The 12,380-nt window shown below is 68.8% G+C and carries 11 protein-coding genes; 1 reads left to right on the forward strand and 10 read right to left on the reverse strand.

Annotated features, from left to right (window positions below; genetic code table 11):
* Positions 1-9: 9 nt before the first annotated feature.
* The 6 genes from ACZYRS_RS24295 to ACZYRS_RS24320 form a co-directional block, all read right to left on the reverse strand.
* Positions 10-660 carry a CoxG family protein gene (locus ACZYRS_RS24295; protein ID WP_463421296.1) on the reverse strand — a complete coding sequence of 217 codons (651 nt, stop codon included), beginning with the start codon at positions 658-660 and terminating at the stop codon, positions 10-12.
* Positions 661-688: 28 nt separating this feature from the next.
* Positions 689-1,903: a vWA domain-containing protein gene (locus ACZYRS_RS24300; protein WP_463421297.1), complete on the reverse strand. Its 1,215-nt coding sequence runs from the start codon at positions 1,901-1,903 to the stop codon at positions 689-691.
* 28 nt (positions 1,904-1,931) lie between these two features.
* The gene (locus tag ACZYRS_RS24305) at positions 1,932-2,834 is read right to left on the reverse strand and encodes an AAA family ATPase (protein WP_198787751.1); all 903 of its coding nucleotides are present in this window, start codon (positions 2,832-2,834) and stop codon (positions 1,932-1,934) included.
* 65 nt (positions 2,835-2,899) lie between these two features.
* Positions 2,900-3,691, reverse strand: coding sequence for an FAD binding domain-containing protein (locus ACZYRS_RS24310; RefSeq protein WP_463421298.1), 792 nt, complete (start codon positions 3,689-3,691; stop codon positions 2,900-2,902).
* Between the two features lie 23 nt (positions 3,692-3,714).
* Positions 3,715-6,153 (reverse strand): xanthine dehydrogenase family protein molybdopterin-binding subunit, encoded by a 2,439-nt coding sequence (locus tag ACZYRS_RS24315; protein WP_463421299.1) that lies wholly within the window; start codon positions 6,151-6,153, stop codon positions 3,715-3,717.
* 13 nt (positions 6,154-6,166) lie between these two features.
* Positions 6,167-6,664: a (2Fe-2S)-binding protein gene (locus ACZYRS_RS24320; protein WP_042582408.1), complete on the reverse strand. Its 498-nt coding sequence runs from the start codon at positions 6,662-6,664 to the stop codon at positions 6,167-6,169.
* A 179-nt stretch (positions 6,665-6,843) separates the two neighbouring features.
* Between ACZYRS_RS24320 and ACZYRS_RS24325 the strand changes: the two genes are divergently transcribed.
* Positions 6,844-7,980 (forward strand): helix-turn-helix domain-containing protein, encoded by a 1,137-nt coding sequence (locus ACZYRS_RS24325; RefSeq protein ID WP_463421300.1) that lies wholly within the window; start codon positions 6,844-6,846, stop codon positions 7,978-7,980.
* Between the two features lie 22 nt (positions 7,981-8,002).
* Here the strand turns inward: ACZYRS_RS24325 and ACZYRS_RS24330 are convergent, their stop codons facing one another.
* From ACZYRS_RS24330 to ACZYRS_RS24345, 4 genes are all read right to left on the reverse strand, one after another.
* The gene (locus ACZYRS_RS24330) at positions 8,003-8,380 is read right to left on the reverse strand and encodes a nuclear transport factor 2 family protein (protein ID WP_463421301.1); all 378 of its coding nucleotides are present in this window, start codon (positions 8,378-8,380) and stop codon (positions 8,003-8,005) included.
* A gap of 92 nt (positions 8,381-8,472) precedes the next feature.
* Positions 8,473-9,954, reverse strand: coding sequence for a M81 family metallopeptidase (locus ACZYRS_RS24335; RefSeq protein ID WP_463421302.1), 1,482 nt, complete (start codon positions 9,952-9,954; stop codon positions 8,473-8,475).
* A 14-nt stretch (positions 9,955-9,968) separates the two neighbouring features.
* Positions 9,969-11,090 (reverse strand): ABC transporter substrate-binding protein, encoded by a 1,122-nt coding sequence (locus tag ACZYRS_RS24340; protein WP_463421303.1) that lies wholly within the window; start codon positions 11,088-11,090, stop codon positions 9,969-9,971.
* Complete coding sequence (locus ACZYRS_RS24345; protein ID WP_463421304.1) at positions 11,087-12,367, reverse strand: Zn-dependent hydrolase; 1,281 nt, start codon at positions 12,365-12,367, stop codon at positions 11,087-11,089. Before ACZYRS_RS24345 ends, ACZYRS_RS24340 begins: the two co-directional genes overlap by 4 nt.
* Between the last annotated feature and the right edge of the window lie 13 nt (positions 12,368-12,380).

A 12,380-nucleotide genomic window follows, 5' to 3' on the forward strand; every position in this document is an offset into this window, starting at 1 on the left:
TCGTTGTCTTCAGTTCGTGTCGTCCGACGCGGGATCGCCATCCTTCTTGCCCAGACCCATCTTCTTCATGAGGCCGGACATCATGCCGGCCTTCTCGGCGGGCGCCTCGGCCGCGTCCGCGGCGGCGGCCGGCGGCGGGCCGTAGCGGCTCTGCATCTCGGCTTCGAAGCGCTTGAAGAAATCGTCGGCGGTGGACTTGGCGGCGCCGTCGATCAGGCGCTGGCCCAGCTGGGCGATCTTGCCGCCGACCTGCGCCTGCACGGTGTAGTCGAGCTCGCAGCCGACGGGCGCCGCGACTGCTTCGGCGGGGGCACCGTCGACGGGCGCGGCATCCGCCGCAACGGGCGCTTGCGTTGCGCCGGCGAGCTGCTTGAGCGTCACGCTCGACGATCCCTTGGCAAACCCCGCCACGCCGCCCTGCCCCTCGAAGGTGAGCTTGTAGCCATCGGGCGCCACGATGTCCGACAGCACCACCTTGCCGCTGAACTTGGCCGACACCGGGCCGATCTTCAGCGCGAGCGCCACGCTGTACTGGTTGTCGCCGGTGAGCTCGAACTTGTCGCAGCCGGGAATGCACTTCTTGAGCGTCTCGGGGTCGTTGAGCGCTTCCCAGGCCTGTTGTTGCGTGACGCCGAGGCGGCGGTTTCCGAGCATTTCCATGGTGGTTCTTCCTTGTTGTCTTGCGGCCCTAGCGGCCGGACCGCATCAGGGCGGCGAGGCTCGTGGCGAGTTGTTCGAGGGCACTGAGATTGTGGACCGCGAGCATCGCGTCCGCATGCCGGTGCAGCACGGTGGCCCCACGCGCCAGAGGGGCGTAGCCCTCGAAGCGCAGCAGCGGGTTGAGCCACAGCAGCCGGCGCGAATGGCGCTTGAGCCAGAGCAGTTCGTTCTCCAGCACCGCGGGCTCGCCGGTGTCCAGGCCGTCGCTGATCACCAGCACCAGCGTGCGGCGGCCCGTGAGGCGGCGTGCGTGGAAGCGCCGCAGCTCGGCCAGCGAACTGCCCAGCCGCGTGCCGCCCGCGAAATCGTCGATGGCGAGGCTGGCCGCGCCGAGCATCGCGTCGGTGTCGGCAAGCCGGAAGGCCGGCGTCAAATCAGTCAGCCGGGTGCCGAAGGCGAACACGTCGCGCCGCCCCGCCCGGCGCGTGGACGCATGCAAAAACGCGAGCAGCAGGCGCGCATAGCGTTCCATCGAGCCCGACACGTCCACCAGCACCAGCAGCGGCAGGGGTTGCTCCCGCCGGGCCAGGCGCGGCAGCCGCAGGATCTCGCCGCCGGTGCGCGCGGCTTCGTGCAGCACGCCGGGCCAGTGCATGCGCGCATGCTGCCGGCCCGCATCGCCCGCCACGCGCAACCGGCGCGAGGGCAACGAGGGAATCGGCAGCGTCACGTCGCGCGCGAGCCGTTCGACCAGCCGGTATTCGGAGGCGCCGAGCGCGTTGAAGTCCGCATGCTGCAGGCGCTGGCGGTCGCTCGATGTCATCGCGGCATCGAACTCGATCTCCTTGTCGGGCTTGGCGGCCACGGCCGGCTTCGCGGGATCGCGCGGCGCGGTCAACGCCTCGCGCACGCGCGGGCGCCGCTTGGAGGGCTCAGCTTTTCCTTCGGCGCTCGGCAGCATCTGCGCAAGCAGCTTATTCGCGAGTTCCGGATCGCGAAACCATGCATCGAAGAGTTCGCGGAACACCATGCGGTCCTGCTCGCGGCTGACCATCACGGCTTCCATCGCGGCACTCAGGTCCAGCTTGTCTTCCACGCCCACCAGCGTGACCGCCTCGGCGGCGAGCGCGATGCGCATGGCATCGGTGCGCACGCCCGCACGGCGCAGAGCACGCCCGAACGCGGTGATGTTGCCGGCCAGCTTGCCGCTGCGGACGTCGCCCAGTTGCTGGATGCCGGCCATGCGGAGCCGCCTCGAACGTCGGCCACGCTCAGGGCGCGACCGGCTCCTCGGGTTTCAGCAGGTCCGACGCCAGCTCGCGCGTGAGCGCCGCCACGTCGTCGCGCTGCTTGAAGAGGATGCCGGCGGTGTCGACCACCACCTCGGGATCGAGCTCCACGGTGTCGAGCGCGATCAGCGCCCTCGCCCACTCGACGCTCTCGGCGATGCCGGGGGCGCGCTGGAAGGCGTTGATGAACGGCGCATCGCGCAGCCGCGCGACGAAGGCCGCCACCTGCGCGGAGAGCTTTTCGCTCGCCTGCGGCACCTGCGCGCGCACGATCGCCAGTTCGCGCTCGCGCTCGGGGTAGTCGAGCCAGTGGTAGAGGCAGCGGCGCTTGACCGCATCGTTGAGTTCGCGCGTGCGGTTGCTCGTGAGGATGGTGACCGGCGGCACGACGGCGCGCACCGTGCCGAGTTCGGGAATGCTCACCTGGTATTCGCCGAGGTATTCGAGCAGGAAGGCTTCGAAGGGCTCATCGGCGCGATCCACTTCGTCGATCAGCAGCACGGCGCCGGGCGCGGGCGTCTGCAATGCCTGCAGCAGCGGGCGGCGGATCAGGTAGTGCGGCTGGTAGACCTCGGCCTCCACGTCGCGCGCCGCGCCCGTCGCTTCGGCCGCGCGCATGTGCAGCAGCTGTGCCGCGTAGTTCCATTCGTAGAGCGCCTCGCGCTGCTCCAGCCCGTCGTAGCACTGCAGGCGCAGCAGCTCGCGGCTCAAGGCCTTCGACAGTGCCTTGGCCAGCTCGGTCTTGCCGACGCCCGGCTCGCCCTCGAGCAGCAGCGGACGCTGCAGCTTGAGCGCGAGGAACACGGCGGTCGCCAGCCGCCGGTCGGCGAAATAGCCGGCCTGCATCAAGCCTTCGGAGAGGGAGTCGATGGTCGGGAAGATCATGGCCAAGGGTAGCGGAAGACGCGGGGGTGTCGCGGCTTCCGGCAGTCAGCTTGCGGCTCGCTGCTTCAGCCGAGGGCCTTGGTCACGGCGCGCTGCGTGAGCACGCTGATCAGGTTCGCGCGGTAGGCCGCCGACGCATGCAGGTCGCTGTTGAGTTCGCTCGCATCGATCTTCACGGCCGCGGCGGCCGCCGCGGTGAAGCTCTTGTTGAGCGCATCCTCGAGCCCCGCATGGCGGAACACGCCGTTGCCCGCGCCGGTGACGGCCACGCGCACCCCGCTGTCGGACTGCGTGAGGAAGATGCCCACGAGCGGGAAGTGCGAGGCCTTCTGGCGCAGCTTCTCGTACACGGCGCGCTTGGGGACCGGAAAGCGAATGGCGGTGATCAGCTCGTCTTCTTCAAGCGCCGTGGTGAAGAGGCCGAGGAAGAAATCGTCGGCCGCGATCTCGCGCTTGGAGGTGACGACGGTGGCGCCCGAGCCCAGCACCGCGCTCGGATAGCACGCAGCCGGATCGTTGTTGGCCACCGAGCCGCCGATGGTGCCCATTGCGCGCACCTGCCGGTCGCCGATGCGCGAGGCCAGGTCGGCCAGCGCGGGGAAGGCGGCTTTCACGTCGGCGTTGTTCGCCACGTCCAGGTGGCGCGACATGGCGCCGATGGTGAGCGTGCCGCCATCCTTCCTGATGCCGGTGAGTTCCTTGATGCCGCTCAGGTCCACGAGCTGCTCGGGCGCGGAGAGCCTGAGCTTCATGGAGGCCAGGAGCGTCTGGCCGCCGGCGAGCGGCTTGGCGCCCGCGGCGATGAGTTTGGCCGCATCGGCCACGGTGGCGGGCCGTTCGAGTGTGAAGGCGTACATGGTGTGTGATTCCTTCTGTGTTGTTATGGAGCGGGACGGCCTTGGGTGCTGGCGGCGAGCGAGGGCGCTTGCGCGTCCTGCGGGTTGCCGCCCTTCTGCATCGCCTCCCAGACGCGGCTGGAAGAGGCAGGCATGTCGAAATCCTTGACGCCCAGCGGCGCCAGCGCATCGAGCACCGCGTTGATCACGGCCGGCGGCGAGCCGATGGCCCCCGCCTCGCCGCAGCCCTTGGTGCCCAGCGGGTTGTGCGTGCACGGGGTGCACACGGTGTCCAGCTTGAACTGCGGAAAGTCGCCGGCGCGCGGCATGGCGTAGTCCATGAAGCTGCCGGTGAGCAGCTGGCCGGTCTCGTTGTCGTAGACGCAGTTCTCCAGGAGCGCCTGGCCGATGCCCTGCACCAGCCCGCCGTGTACCTGGCCCTCCACGATCATCGGGTTGATGATGGTGCCGAAGTCGTCCACCGCGGTGAAGCGGTCGACCTTCACTTCGCCGGTCTCTTTGTCGATCTCGACCTCGCAGATGTAGGTGCCGCCCGGGAAGGTGAAGTTGGTCGGGTCGTAGAAGGCGGTTTCGTTCAGGCCCGGCTCCAGCTTGTCCAGCGGGTAGTTGTGCGGCACGTAGGCCGTGAGCGCCACCTGGCCGAACGGGATCTTCTTGTCGGTGCCCTTGACGGTGAATTCGCCGTTGGCGAACTCGATGTCGGCGTCGCTCGCCTCCATCAGGTGCGCGGCGATCTTCTTGGCCTTGGTCTCGATCTTGTCGAGCGCCTTCATGATGGCCGCGCCCCCCACCGAGATGGAGCGCGAGCCGTAGGTGCCCATGCCGAAGGGCACGCGGCCGGTGTCGCCGTGCACCACGTCCACGTTGTCCACCGGAATGCCCAGGCGCGCCGCGACGACCTGCGCGAAGGTGGTCTCATGGCCCTGGCCGTGGCTGTGCGAGCCGGTGAACACCGTCACGCTGCCGGTCGGGTGCACGCGGATCTCGCCGCACTCGAAGAGACCCGCCCGCGCGCCGAGCGCACCCGCGATGTTCGAGGGCGCGATGCCGCAGGCCTCGATGTAGCTGGAGTAGCCGATGCCGCGCAGCTTGCCCTTGGCTTCGGTCGCCGACTTGCGCTGCGCATAGCCCTCGACGTCGGCGAGCACCCGCGCCTTGTCCATGCACGCATGGAAGTCGCCGGTGTCGTACTGCAGCGCCACGGGCGTCTGGTACGGGAAGGTGGTGATGAAGTTGCGCTTGCGGATCTCGTCCTGGCCCAGGTTCATTTCCCAGGCGCAGCGCGACACCAGGCGCTCCAGCAGGTAGGTGGCCTCGGGCCGCCCCGCGCCGCGGTAGGCATCGACCGGCGAGGTGTTGGTGAACCACGCATCGACCTCCACGTAGATCTGCGGCGTCGTGTACTGGCCCGCGAGCAGCGTCGCATAGAGGATGGTCGGCACCGCGGTCGAGAAGGTCGAGAGGTAGGCGCCCAGATTGGCGTCGGTGTGCACGCGCATCGCGAGGAACTTGCCGTCCTTGTCCATCGCCATCTCGGCATGGCTCACATGGTCGCGGCCGTGCGCATCCGAGAGGAAGCACTCCGAGCGCTCCGCCGTCCACTTGATGTTGCGGTTGAGCTGCTTGGCGGCCCAGGTGAGGCACACGTCTTCGGCGTACAGGAAGATCTTCGAGCCGAAGCCGCCACCCACGTCGGGCGCGATCACCCGCACCTTGTGCTCGGGCAGGCCCAGCACGAAGGCCGTCATCAGCAAGCGCTCGACGTGCGGGTTCTGGTTCGACACGTAGAGCGTGTAGTCGTCGGTGCCGCGGCTGTAGCTGCCGATGGCCACGCGCGGCTCGATCGGGTTGGGAATGAGCCGGTTGTTGACCAGGTCGAGCTTGGTGATGTGCGCGGCCGTGGTGAACACGTTGTCCACCGCCGCCTTGTCGCCGAGCACCCACTTGTAGCACTGGTTGTCGGGTGCCTCGTCGTGCAGCGTGGTGCTGCCGGTCTTCTTCGCGGCGTCGGCCACGCTCACCAGGGCGGGCAGCACGTCGTAGTCGACGACCACCGCTTCGGCCGCGTTCTTGGCCTGCTCGACCGTCTCGGCCACCACCATGGCCACGTGGTCGCCCACGTAGCGCACCTTCTTGATCGCCAGGATCGGGTGCATCGGCTCCTTCATCGGGGTGCCGTCGGGGTTGTTGATGAGCCAGCCGCAGGGAAGGCCGCCCATCTTTCCCTCGATGTCCTTGCCGCTGAAGATGCCGACCACGCCGGGCATCTTCAGTGCCTCGGCGATGTCGATCGACTTGATCGCGGCATGGGCGTGCGGCGAGCGCACGAAGACCGCATGGCTCTGGTTGGCCAGCGTGATGTCGTCGGTGTAGTTGCCCGCGCCGGTCAGGAAGCGGTAGTCTTCCTTGCGCCTGAGGGCCTCGCCGATATGGGGCAGGTTCGAGAAGTCGGAAGCACCCATGATGTCGCTCCCTTCAGGCCGTGACGGTGGCTTTGACCGGAGTGCCCGAGGCCATCGCCTCGCCGCCCATCTTCACGGCCTTCACGATGTTCTGGTAGCCGGTGCAGCGGCACAGGTTGCCGTCCAGCAGCTCGCGGATCTCCGATTCGCTCGACTTGGGGTGGTGGGTGCACAGGTCGATGGCGCTCATGACCATGCCGGGGGTGCAGAAACCGCACTGCAGGCCGTGGCACTCCTTGAAGGCCGCCTGCATGGGGTGCATGGTGCCGTCGGCTTCGGCGATGCCCTCGATGGTGGTGATGTCGGCGCCGGCCGCCTGGGCGACCAGCACGTTGCATGACTTGACGGCCCGGCCGTTGACGTGGACGGTGCAGGCGCCGCATTGGGCGGTGTCGCAGCCGACGTGGGTTCCGGTGAGGTGAAGGTGCTCGCGGATCGCGTGCACAAGGAAGGTGTTTGGCGGTGCGTCGACCGTGACTGGGCGGCCGTTGACCTTGAAAGCTACCTGCATGTGGCTGTCTCCGTGATAGGTGATGGCTGGTTCAGCGAAAGGCATCTTGGATGCCCACCTTTCGCACTATCCTAGGCAAAACCCTTGACACTTGCGCAGTGCCCGCGAAATTCTCAAAATGAAACAGCTTGCCCCCCGGTGAGCCCGGAAAAGCCGCCCCACCCGCGCGAACCCACACGATGAACGCCTCTCTCGTTTCGCCCCCTCCCGAGCGTTCCCTGGCCATTGCCCAAGCCCGGCGCGAGCTGCTCCACGGCGATGCGCCGCGCGCCCGCAGCGCCCTGCGCATCGACCCCTGGATCACCCGTTCATGGCAGCGCTGCATCGAGGCCGGCCGCCGCCCGCAGCAGCGGGTGAGCTTCGAGCCGGTGAGCTCATCGGCCGTGCGCGAGCTCGCCGAGCGCAACCGGGCGCTGGTCGCGGCGGCCCGGCCGGTGATCGCCCGGCTGTCCCGCGCCATTGCCGACACACGCTATTTCGCGGTGCTGACCGACGCCGCGGGCATCGTGATCGACGTGGGCGCGCTGCCCGACGGCACCGACACCGCCAGCCGCTATGCGCGCGACATCGGCCGGATCGGGGTCGATCTTTCGGAACGCGCGATCGGCACCTCCGCCATCAGCACCGCGCTGGCCGAGCAGGAATCGGTGTGGCTGCACCGCGGCGAGCACTTCTTCGACGACACCAGCGTCTACAGCTGCGCCGGCGCGCCGCTCTTCGGCCCCCGGGGCGACTGCATCGGCATGCTCGACCTGAGCGGCGTGCAGACGGTGGAGCGCCCCGAGCTGCGCCACCTGGCGGCGCTGTCGGCGCGCAGCATCGAGAACATGCTGGTCATGCAGGAGGCCTGCGAACTGCGGCTGCACCTGGCCTGGCCCGGCCATCCGGGCGGCGAGGCCACCGAGGGCCTGGTCTGCATCGACGCCAGCGGCAACGTGACCGGCGCCAACGCCACCGCGCGGCAGATGCTGCACCAGCCCCTGGCGCGCGGCCAGCAGGCCCTGCATTTCAACGACCTCTTCGCGCTCCCGCTGCACATGATGTTCGACGCCGCCCGGCGCGGCGACGCGGCGCTCGAGGTGCCGCTCTGGTCGGGCCTGCGGGTGCAGGTGCGCCCCCAGCGCGGCGGCAGCGGCACGGCCGATGCGGCGCCCGATGCGCGGCCGCGCCTTCGCGACGTGGAAACCGCGCTGATCCGCAAGGCCGTGGCCGATGCGCGCGGCAACGTGGCGGAGGCTGCGCGCGCGCTGGGCATCAGCCGCGCCACCGTCTATCGCAAACTCTGGCGCGGCCGGCCTGCCGGCGCGCCGGACTGAACCACCGGCGTTCAGCTTTCGTTCAGGCGCCGACCGGCACCTTGTCCAGAAAGCCCGTCACCGACCGCAGCTTGCCCGCATCGATCTGCGCGAAGTCGGTGCCCTGGATCAGGTCTTGCGCACCGCTCGGGCCGAGCGTCCACGAAAAGCGCAGGTTGTCGCCGTGCGCCTCGGCCTTGCCGAGCAGGTTGAAGCGAAAGCCCGGGTAGCGCTGCTGCACCGCGCCGACCAGCGCGCTGATCTGCTCGCGGCCGCTGGCCTGGGCGATGGGGTCCACGTAGTGCGCATCGGCGGTCCAGCCGGCCTCGATCAGCGCGGCGCGGCGCGCGCCGTCGGTTTCGTTCCAGACGGCGATGTAGCGTTGGGCGATCGTGGTGGCGTCGTGTGCGGCGGTGTTCATGGTGACCATTCCTTTTCGAGGGTTCGACCCGCAACATCGCGGGGTGAAGGAATGGTCGCGCCGCACGCGCGCAGCGTCCATGACGCGGGAGGTTATGCGGCCAGTTCCGCGTCCAGCGGAAACACGGGACGACGCACCTTGCTGAACGGGAACAGGCTGTAGTCCGAGCTCGTCACGCCCGGGCTGTCGCACTCCACCAGCGCCGCAGAGAGCGGCACGAACACCGGCCGGCAGTACATGCGCGACTTCAGAAGAAGAAAGCGTTCATTGCGCGGATCGAGCCCCGCGCATTCGAAAACGCCGATGTCCCACGGCTCCTGCGTGCGCTCGGTCACCACGATGCGCGCGGCGCCGATGTCGAACAGCACCGTGCGCCCCATGCTGCTGCGCTGGCCGGTGTAGGTGGGGCCGGTGATCACGTACTCACCATTGCTGATGAACCGCACCGTGCCGGTCAGTTGCACCGGCGTCTTCGCAAGGCCGATGCCTTCAAGCGAGACCTTGTTGCCGAGCGCGACCGTCACCTCGGCGCCCTCGCCCGCCGCGATCAGTTCGGCCACCGCCTCGGGGTCGCACAGCGGGCCGACGCCGATGCCATGCAGGCCCTGTGCGAGCGCTTCCTGCAGCACGTCCATCGTGTCGCAGCTGCCGCCCGACATGCAGTTGTCGCCGTGGTCCAGCAGCAGCACCGGTCGCGTCGCACCCTCGGCAATCGCCTTGGCGCGCGCCACCGATTCGGCCAGCGGCTCGCTGCGGTAGATGAAGGCTTCGCGCTCGGCCCACATCTGACCGGCGATGCGGTCGGCCGTGGCCTGTGCGCGCTCGGGCGATTGCGCATCGACCACCACCACGCTCATGCAGGGCGCCTCGATGTCCGACAGCGAGAAGCCCGCGAAGATCGAGACCGCGAGCGATTCCGAGGCCTCGGCCGCGCGCGCCGCGTCGATCGCCCGCTGCATCGCGCCGGTGAACGAGGCGCTGCGCAGCGTGTGCGCCATCAGCGGCAGCGGATGCCAGCGCAGCGCGGGCCTGCTGCGCCCGGCGAGCAGGTCGAACAGCAGGCGTCCGGCATGTTCGCCGGTCTCGTACATGTCGATGTGCGGATAGGTCTTGAAGCCGACGATCACGTCGGCATGGCCGACCATCGCGGGCGTCACGTTGGCATGCAGGTCGAGCGCGACGCCGATGGGCACGCCGGGTGCCGCGGCACGCAGCCGCACGAGCAGGTCGCCTTCGCCATCGACGCTGTTCTCTGCCACCATCGCGCCGTGCAGGTCGAGCAGGATGGCGTCGCAGCCCGGCGCCGCATCGACGATGCATTGCGTGAGCGTGGTGTAGGCCTTGGCATCGACCGGCCCGCTCGGATTGGCCGAGGCCGACACCGGCGTGACCAGCGTCGCGCCGGCCGCTTCGGCCAGGTCGATGAAGGCCGACATCGCGGTGCGCATGCCCTTGTTGTCCCGATAGGCCTCTTCGCCGAACGTGGGCCCGTCGGGCCCGAAGGCCGCGAGCGGCGTGGGCACCGGCGAGAAGGTGTTGGTCTCGTGGTTGAGACGCGCGACGAGGACTTTCATGGCTGTCATTGCTGTCATTGGGCGAACTTCCCGGCGCTTCCGAGCATGGTGATGTCGCCGAAGCTGGAGCCGTTGCGGTTGTCGGGGCGGAACGCGACCTGGAAGCCGTTCAGGTTCATGGGCGGCGAGTTCTCGATGCTGCGGCGCAGCGACTCGGTGGTGATCGGCCCCTTCACGCGCTGCAGCGATTCCGCAAAGGCCTTGGCCGTGATGTAGCCCTCCAGCCCCAGGTAGGAGCCTTCGCTGGTGCTGCCCGCGGTCTTGAGCGCGCGCTGGTATTCATCGACGATGGGAAAGCGCGTCTTCCAGAACGGCGGCATCACCTGCGACAGCACGATGCCTCGGCTCTTGTCGCCCAGCTCCTTGTAGAGGAGGAACGAGCTCGCCACCGAATTCGTGTAGATCTGCGGATGGATGGGCGCGGCCACCAGCGAGCGGATGATGTTGATCGCCGGCGTGCCGGCCGCGATGACGTACACCGCCTGCGCCCCGCTCGCGATCACCTGCTGCGCAATCGCCGGGTGGTCCTTTTCCTTCGGGTCGAAGCGCAGCGACAGCAAGGCCGGATGCTGGTTCTTCTCCAGCGCGGCCACGGCGTCCTTCTCGATGCCCTTGCCATAGGCGTCGTCGCTGGAGACGATCGCGATGCGCGTCACGCCGATGGTGGTCAGGTGGGTCATCACCCGCAATACCTCGTCGGCATACGACTCGCGCACGTGATAGATCGGCACCTTCGGCCCGCGCAGCACCGCCGCGCCGGTCAGCCCGCCGAAGATGAAGCTGTCGTACTTCGCCGCCACCGGCACCATGGCCGCGCCGATGCCCGTGCCCATCGTGCCGAAGAGGCACACGACGCGGTCGGTGCCCAGCAGCTTCTCGGCATTGGCCGCGGCCTTCTCGGCGATGTAGGCATCGTCGTAGGTGATCATCTTGACGGGCCGGCCGCCGACGCCGCCCGCCTTGTTCAGCTGGTCGAAGAACAGCGTCTGGCCTTCCATGAACGCGAGGCTATTGGGCGTGAACGGGCCGGTGAGCACCGCGGACTGGCCGACCAGGATCGGCTCGCCGGCCGCCAATGCGGCCGCACAGGCCGTCACCATGCCCAGCGCCAGGATGCGCCCAAGCAGCGCCCTCATGCCGCCACTCCCGCGCTCTGCAGCATCGCCTGCAGCAGCACGTTGCAGCCGGCCTCCAGGTGCGCGGGCTCGGCGTCCTCGATCTCGTTGTGGCTGATGCCGTCCAGGCACGGCACGAAGATCATCGCGGTGGGGCACACGCGCGCGAGGTACACCGCGTCGTGGCCCGCGCCGCTGATCACGTTCATCCAGCTGAGGCCCTGCGCCTGTGCCGCCTCGCGCACCGCGGACACCAGCCCGGGCGTGAAGGGCTGGGGCGGGAAGTACACGACCTGCTCCACCGTCGCCCCCACCTTGCCTCCGCCGGCCAGGCGGTGCACGGCCTCCTTCAGCGCCGCGTCCATGGCCAGCAGCACCATGTCGTCCGCCGCGCGCAAGTCGACGCTGAGCTTCACGCGCCCCGGGATCACGTTGCGCGAGTTCGGGTAGTTGTCGATCCAGCCGACCGTGCCGCGCGCATGCGGCGCGTGCGCGAGCGCGATGCGGTTCACCTCGATCACGAGTTCGGCGGCGGCGAGCAGCGCGTCCTTGCGCAGTTCCATCGGCGTCGGGCCGGCATGCGCTTCCATGCCCTGCACCACCACGTCGTACCAGCGCTGGCCGAGCGCGCCTTCGACCACGCCGATCACGCGTTCGTTGGCTTCGAGCACCGGGCCCTGTTCGATGTGGGCTTCGAAATACGCGCCCACGGGCGACGTTGCGGCCGAGGCGGGCACCTGGCCCGCGTAGCCGATCGCATCGAGCGCCTGCGCCACGCTCACGCCCTCGGTGTCGCGCTGCGCGAGCGCATGTTCCAGCGTGAAGGCATCGACGAACACGCCCGATCCCATCATCACCGGCACGAAGCGGGAGCCCTCTTCATTGGTCCATACCGCCACTTCGAGCGGCGCCTCGGTGACGACCTTCGCATCGTTGAGCGCGCGGATCACTTCCAGCCCCGCGAGCACGCCGTAATTGCCGTCGAACTTGCCGCCCGTGGGCTGCGTGTCGATGTGGCTGCCGGTGGTGACGGGCGGCAGCGCGTCGTTGCGGCCCGCGCGCCGCGCAAAGATGTTGCCGATGGCGTCCACGCGCACCTCGCAACCCGCCTCGCGCGCCCAGCGCGTGAAGAGGTCGCGGCCCTGGCGATCGAGGTCGGTCAGCGCAAGGCGGCACACGCCGCCCTTCTCGGTGGCGCCGACCTGGGCGAGCTGCATCAGCGAATCCCAGAGGCGCTGGCCGTCGATGCGCAGGGCGCGCACATCGGGTGCGGAAGAAAGTTCAGTGGTTGAGTTCATGGCTTTGAGAAAG

It is taken from the genome of Variovorax sp. AC194 (genome assembly GCF_979257995.1).

What these genes read in the sequence shown, in the direction of transcription:
- ACZYRS_RS24295 (WP_463421296.1), bottom strand. Translation starts at nt 660, where the DNA reads ATGGAAATGCTCGGAAACCGCCGCCTCGGCGTCACGCAACAACAGGCC.
- ACZYRS_RS24300 (WP_463421297.1), bottom strand. Translation starts at nt 1,903, where the DNA reads ATGGCCGGCATCCAGCAACTGGGCGACGTCCGCAGCGGCAAGCTGGCC.
- ACZYRS_RS24305 (WP_198787751.1), bottom strand. Translation starts at nt 2,834, where the DNA reads ATGATCTTCCCGACCATCGACTCCCTCTCCGAAGGCTTGATGCAGGCC.
- ACZYRS_RS24310 (WP_463421298.1), bottom strand. Translation starts at nt 3,691, where the DNA reads ATGTACGCCTTCACACTCGAACGGCCCGCCACCGTGGCCGATGCGGCC.
- ACZYRS_RS24315 (WP_463421299.1), bottom strand. Translation starts at nt 6,153, where the DNA reads ATGGGTGCTTCCGACTTCTCGAACCTGCCCCATATCGGCGAGGCCCTC.
- ACZYRS_RS24320 (WP_042582408.1), bottom strand. Translation starts at nt 6,664, where the DNA reads ATGCAGGTAGCTTTCAAGGTCAACGGCCGCCCAGTCACGGTCGACGCA.
- ACZYRS_RS24325 (WP_463421300.1), top strand. Translation starts at nt 6,844, where the DNA reads ATGAACGCCTCTCTCGTTTCGCCCCCTCCCGAGCGTTCCCTGGCCATT.
- ACZYRS_RS24330 (WP_463421301.1), bottom strand. Translation starts at nt 8,380, where the DNA reads ATGAACACCGCCGCACACGACGCCACCACGATCGCCCAACGCTACATC.
- ACZYRS_RS24335 (WP_463421302.1), bottom strand. Translation starts at nt 9,954, where the DNA reads ATGAAAGTCCTCGTCGCGCGTCTCAACCACGAGACCAACACCTTCTCG.
- ACZYRS_RS24340 (WP_463421303.1), bottom strand. Translation starts at nt 11,090, where the DNA reads ATGAGGGCGCTGCTTGGGCGCATCCTGGCGCTGGGCATGGTGACGGCC.
- ACZYRS_RS24345 (WP_463421304.1), bottom strand. Translation starts at nt 12,367, where the DNA reads ATGAACTCAACCACTGAACTTTCTTCCGCACCCGATGTGCGCGCCCTG.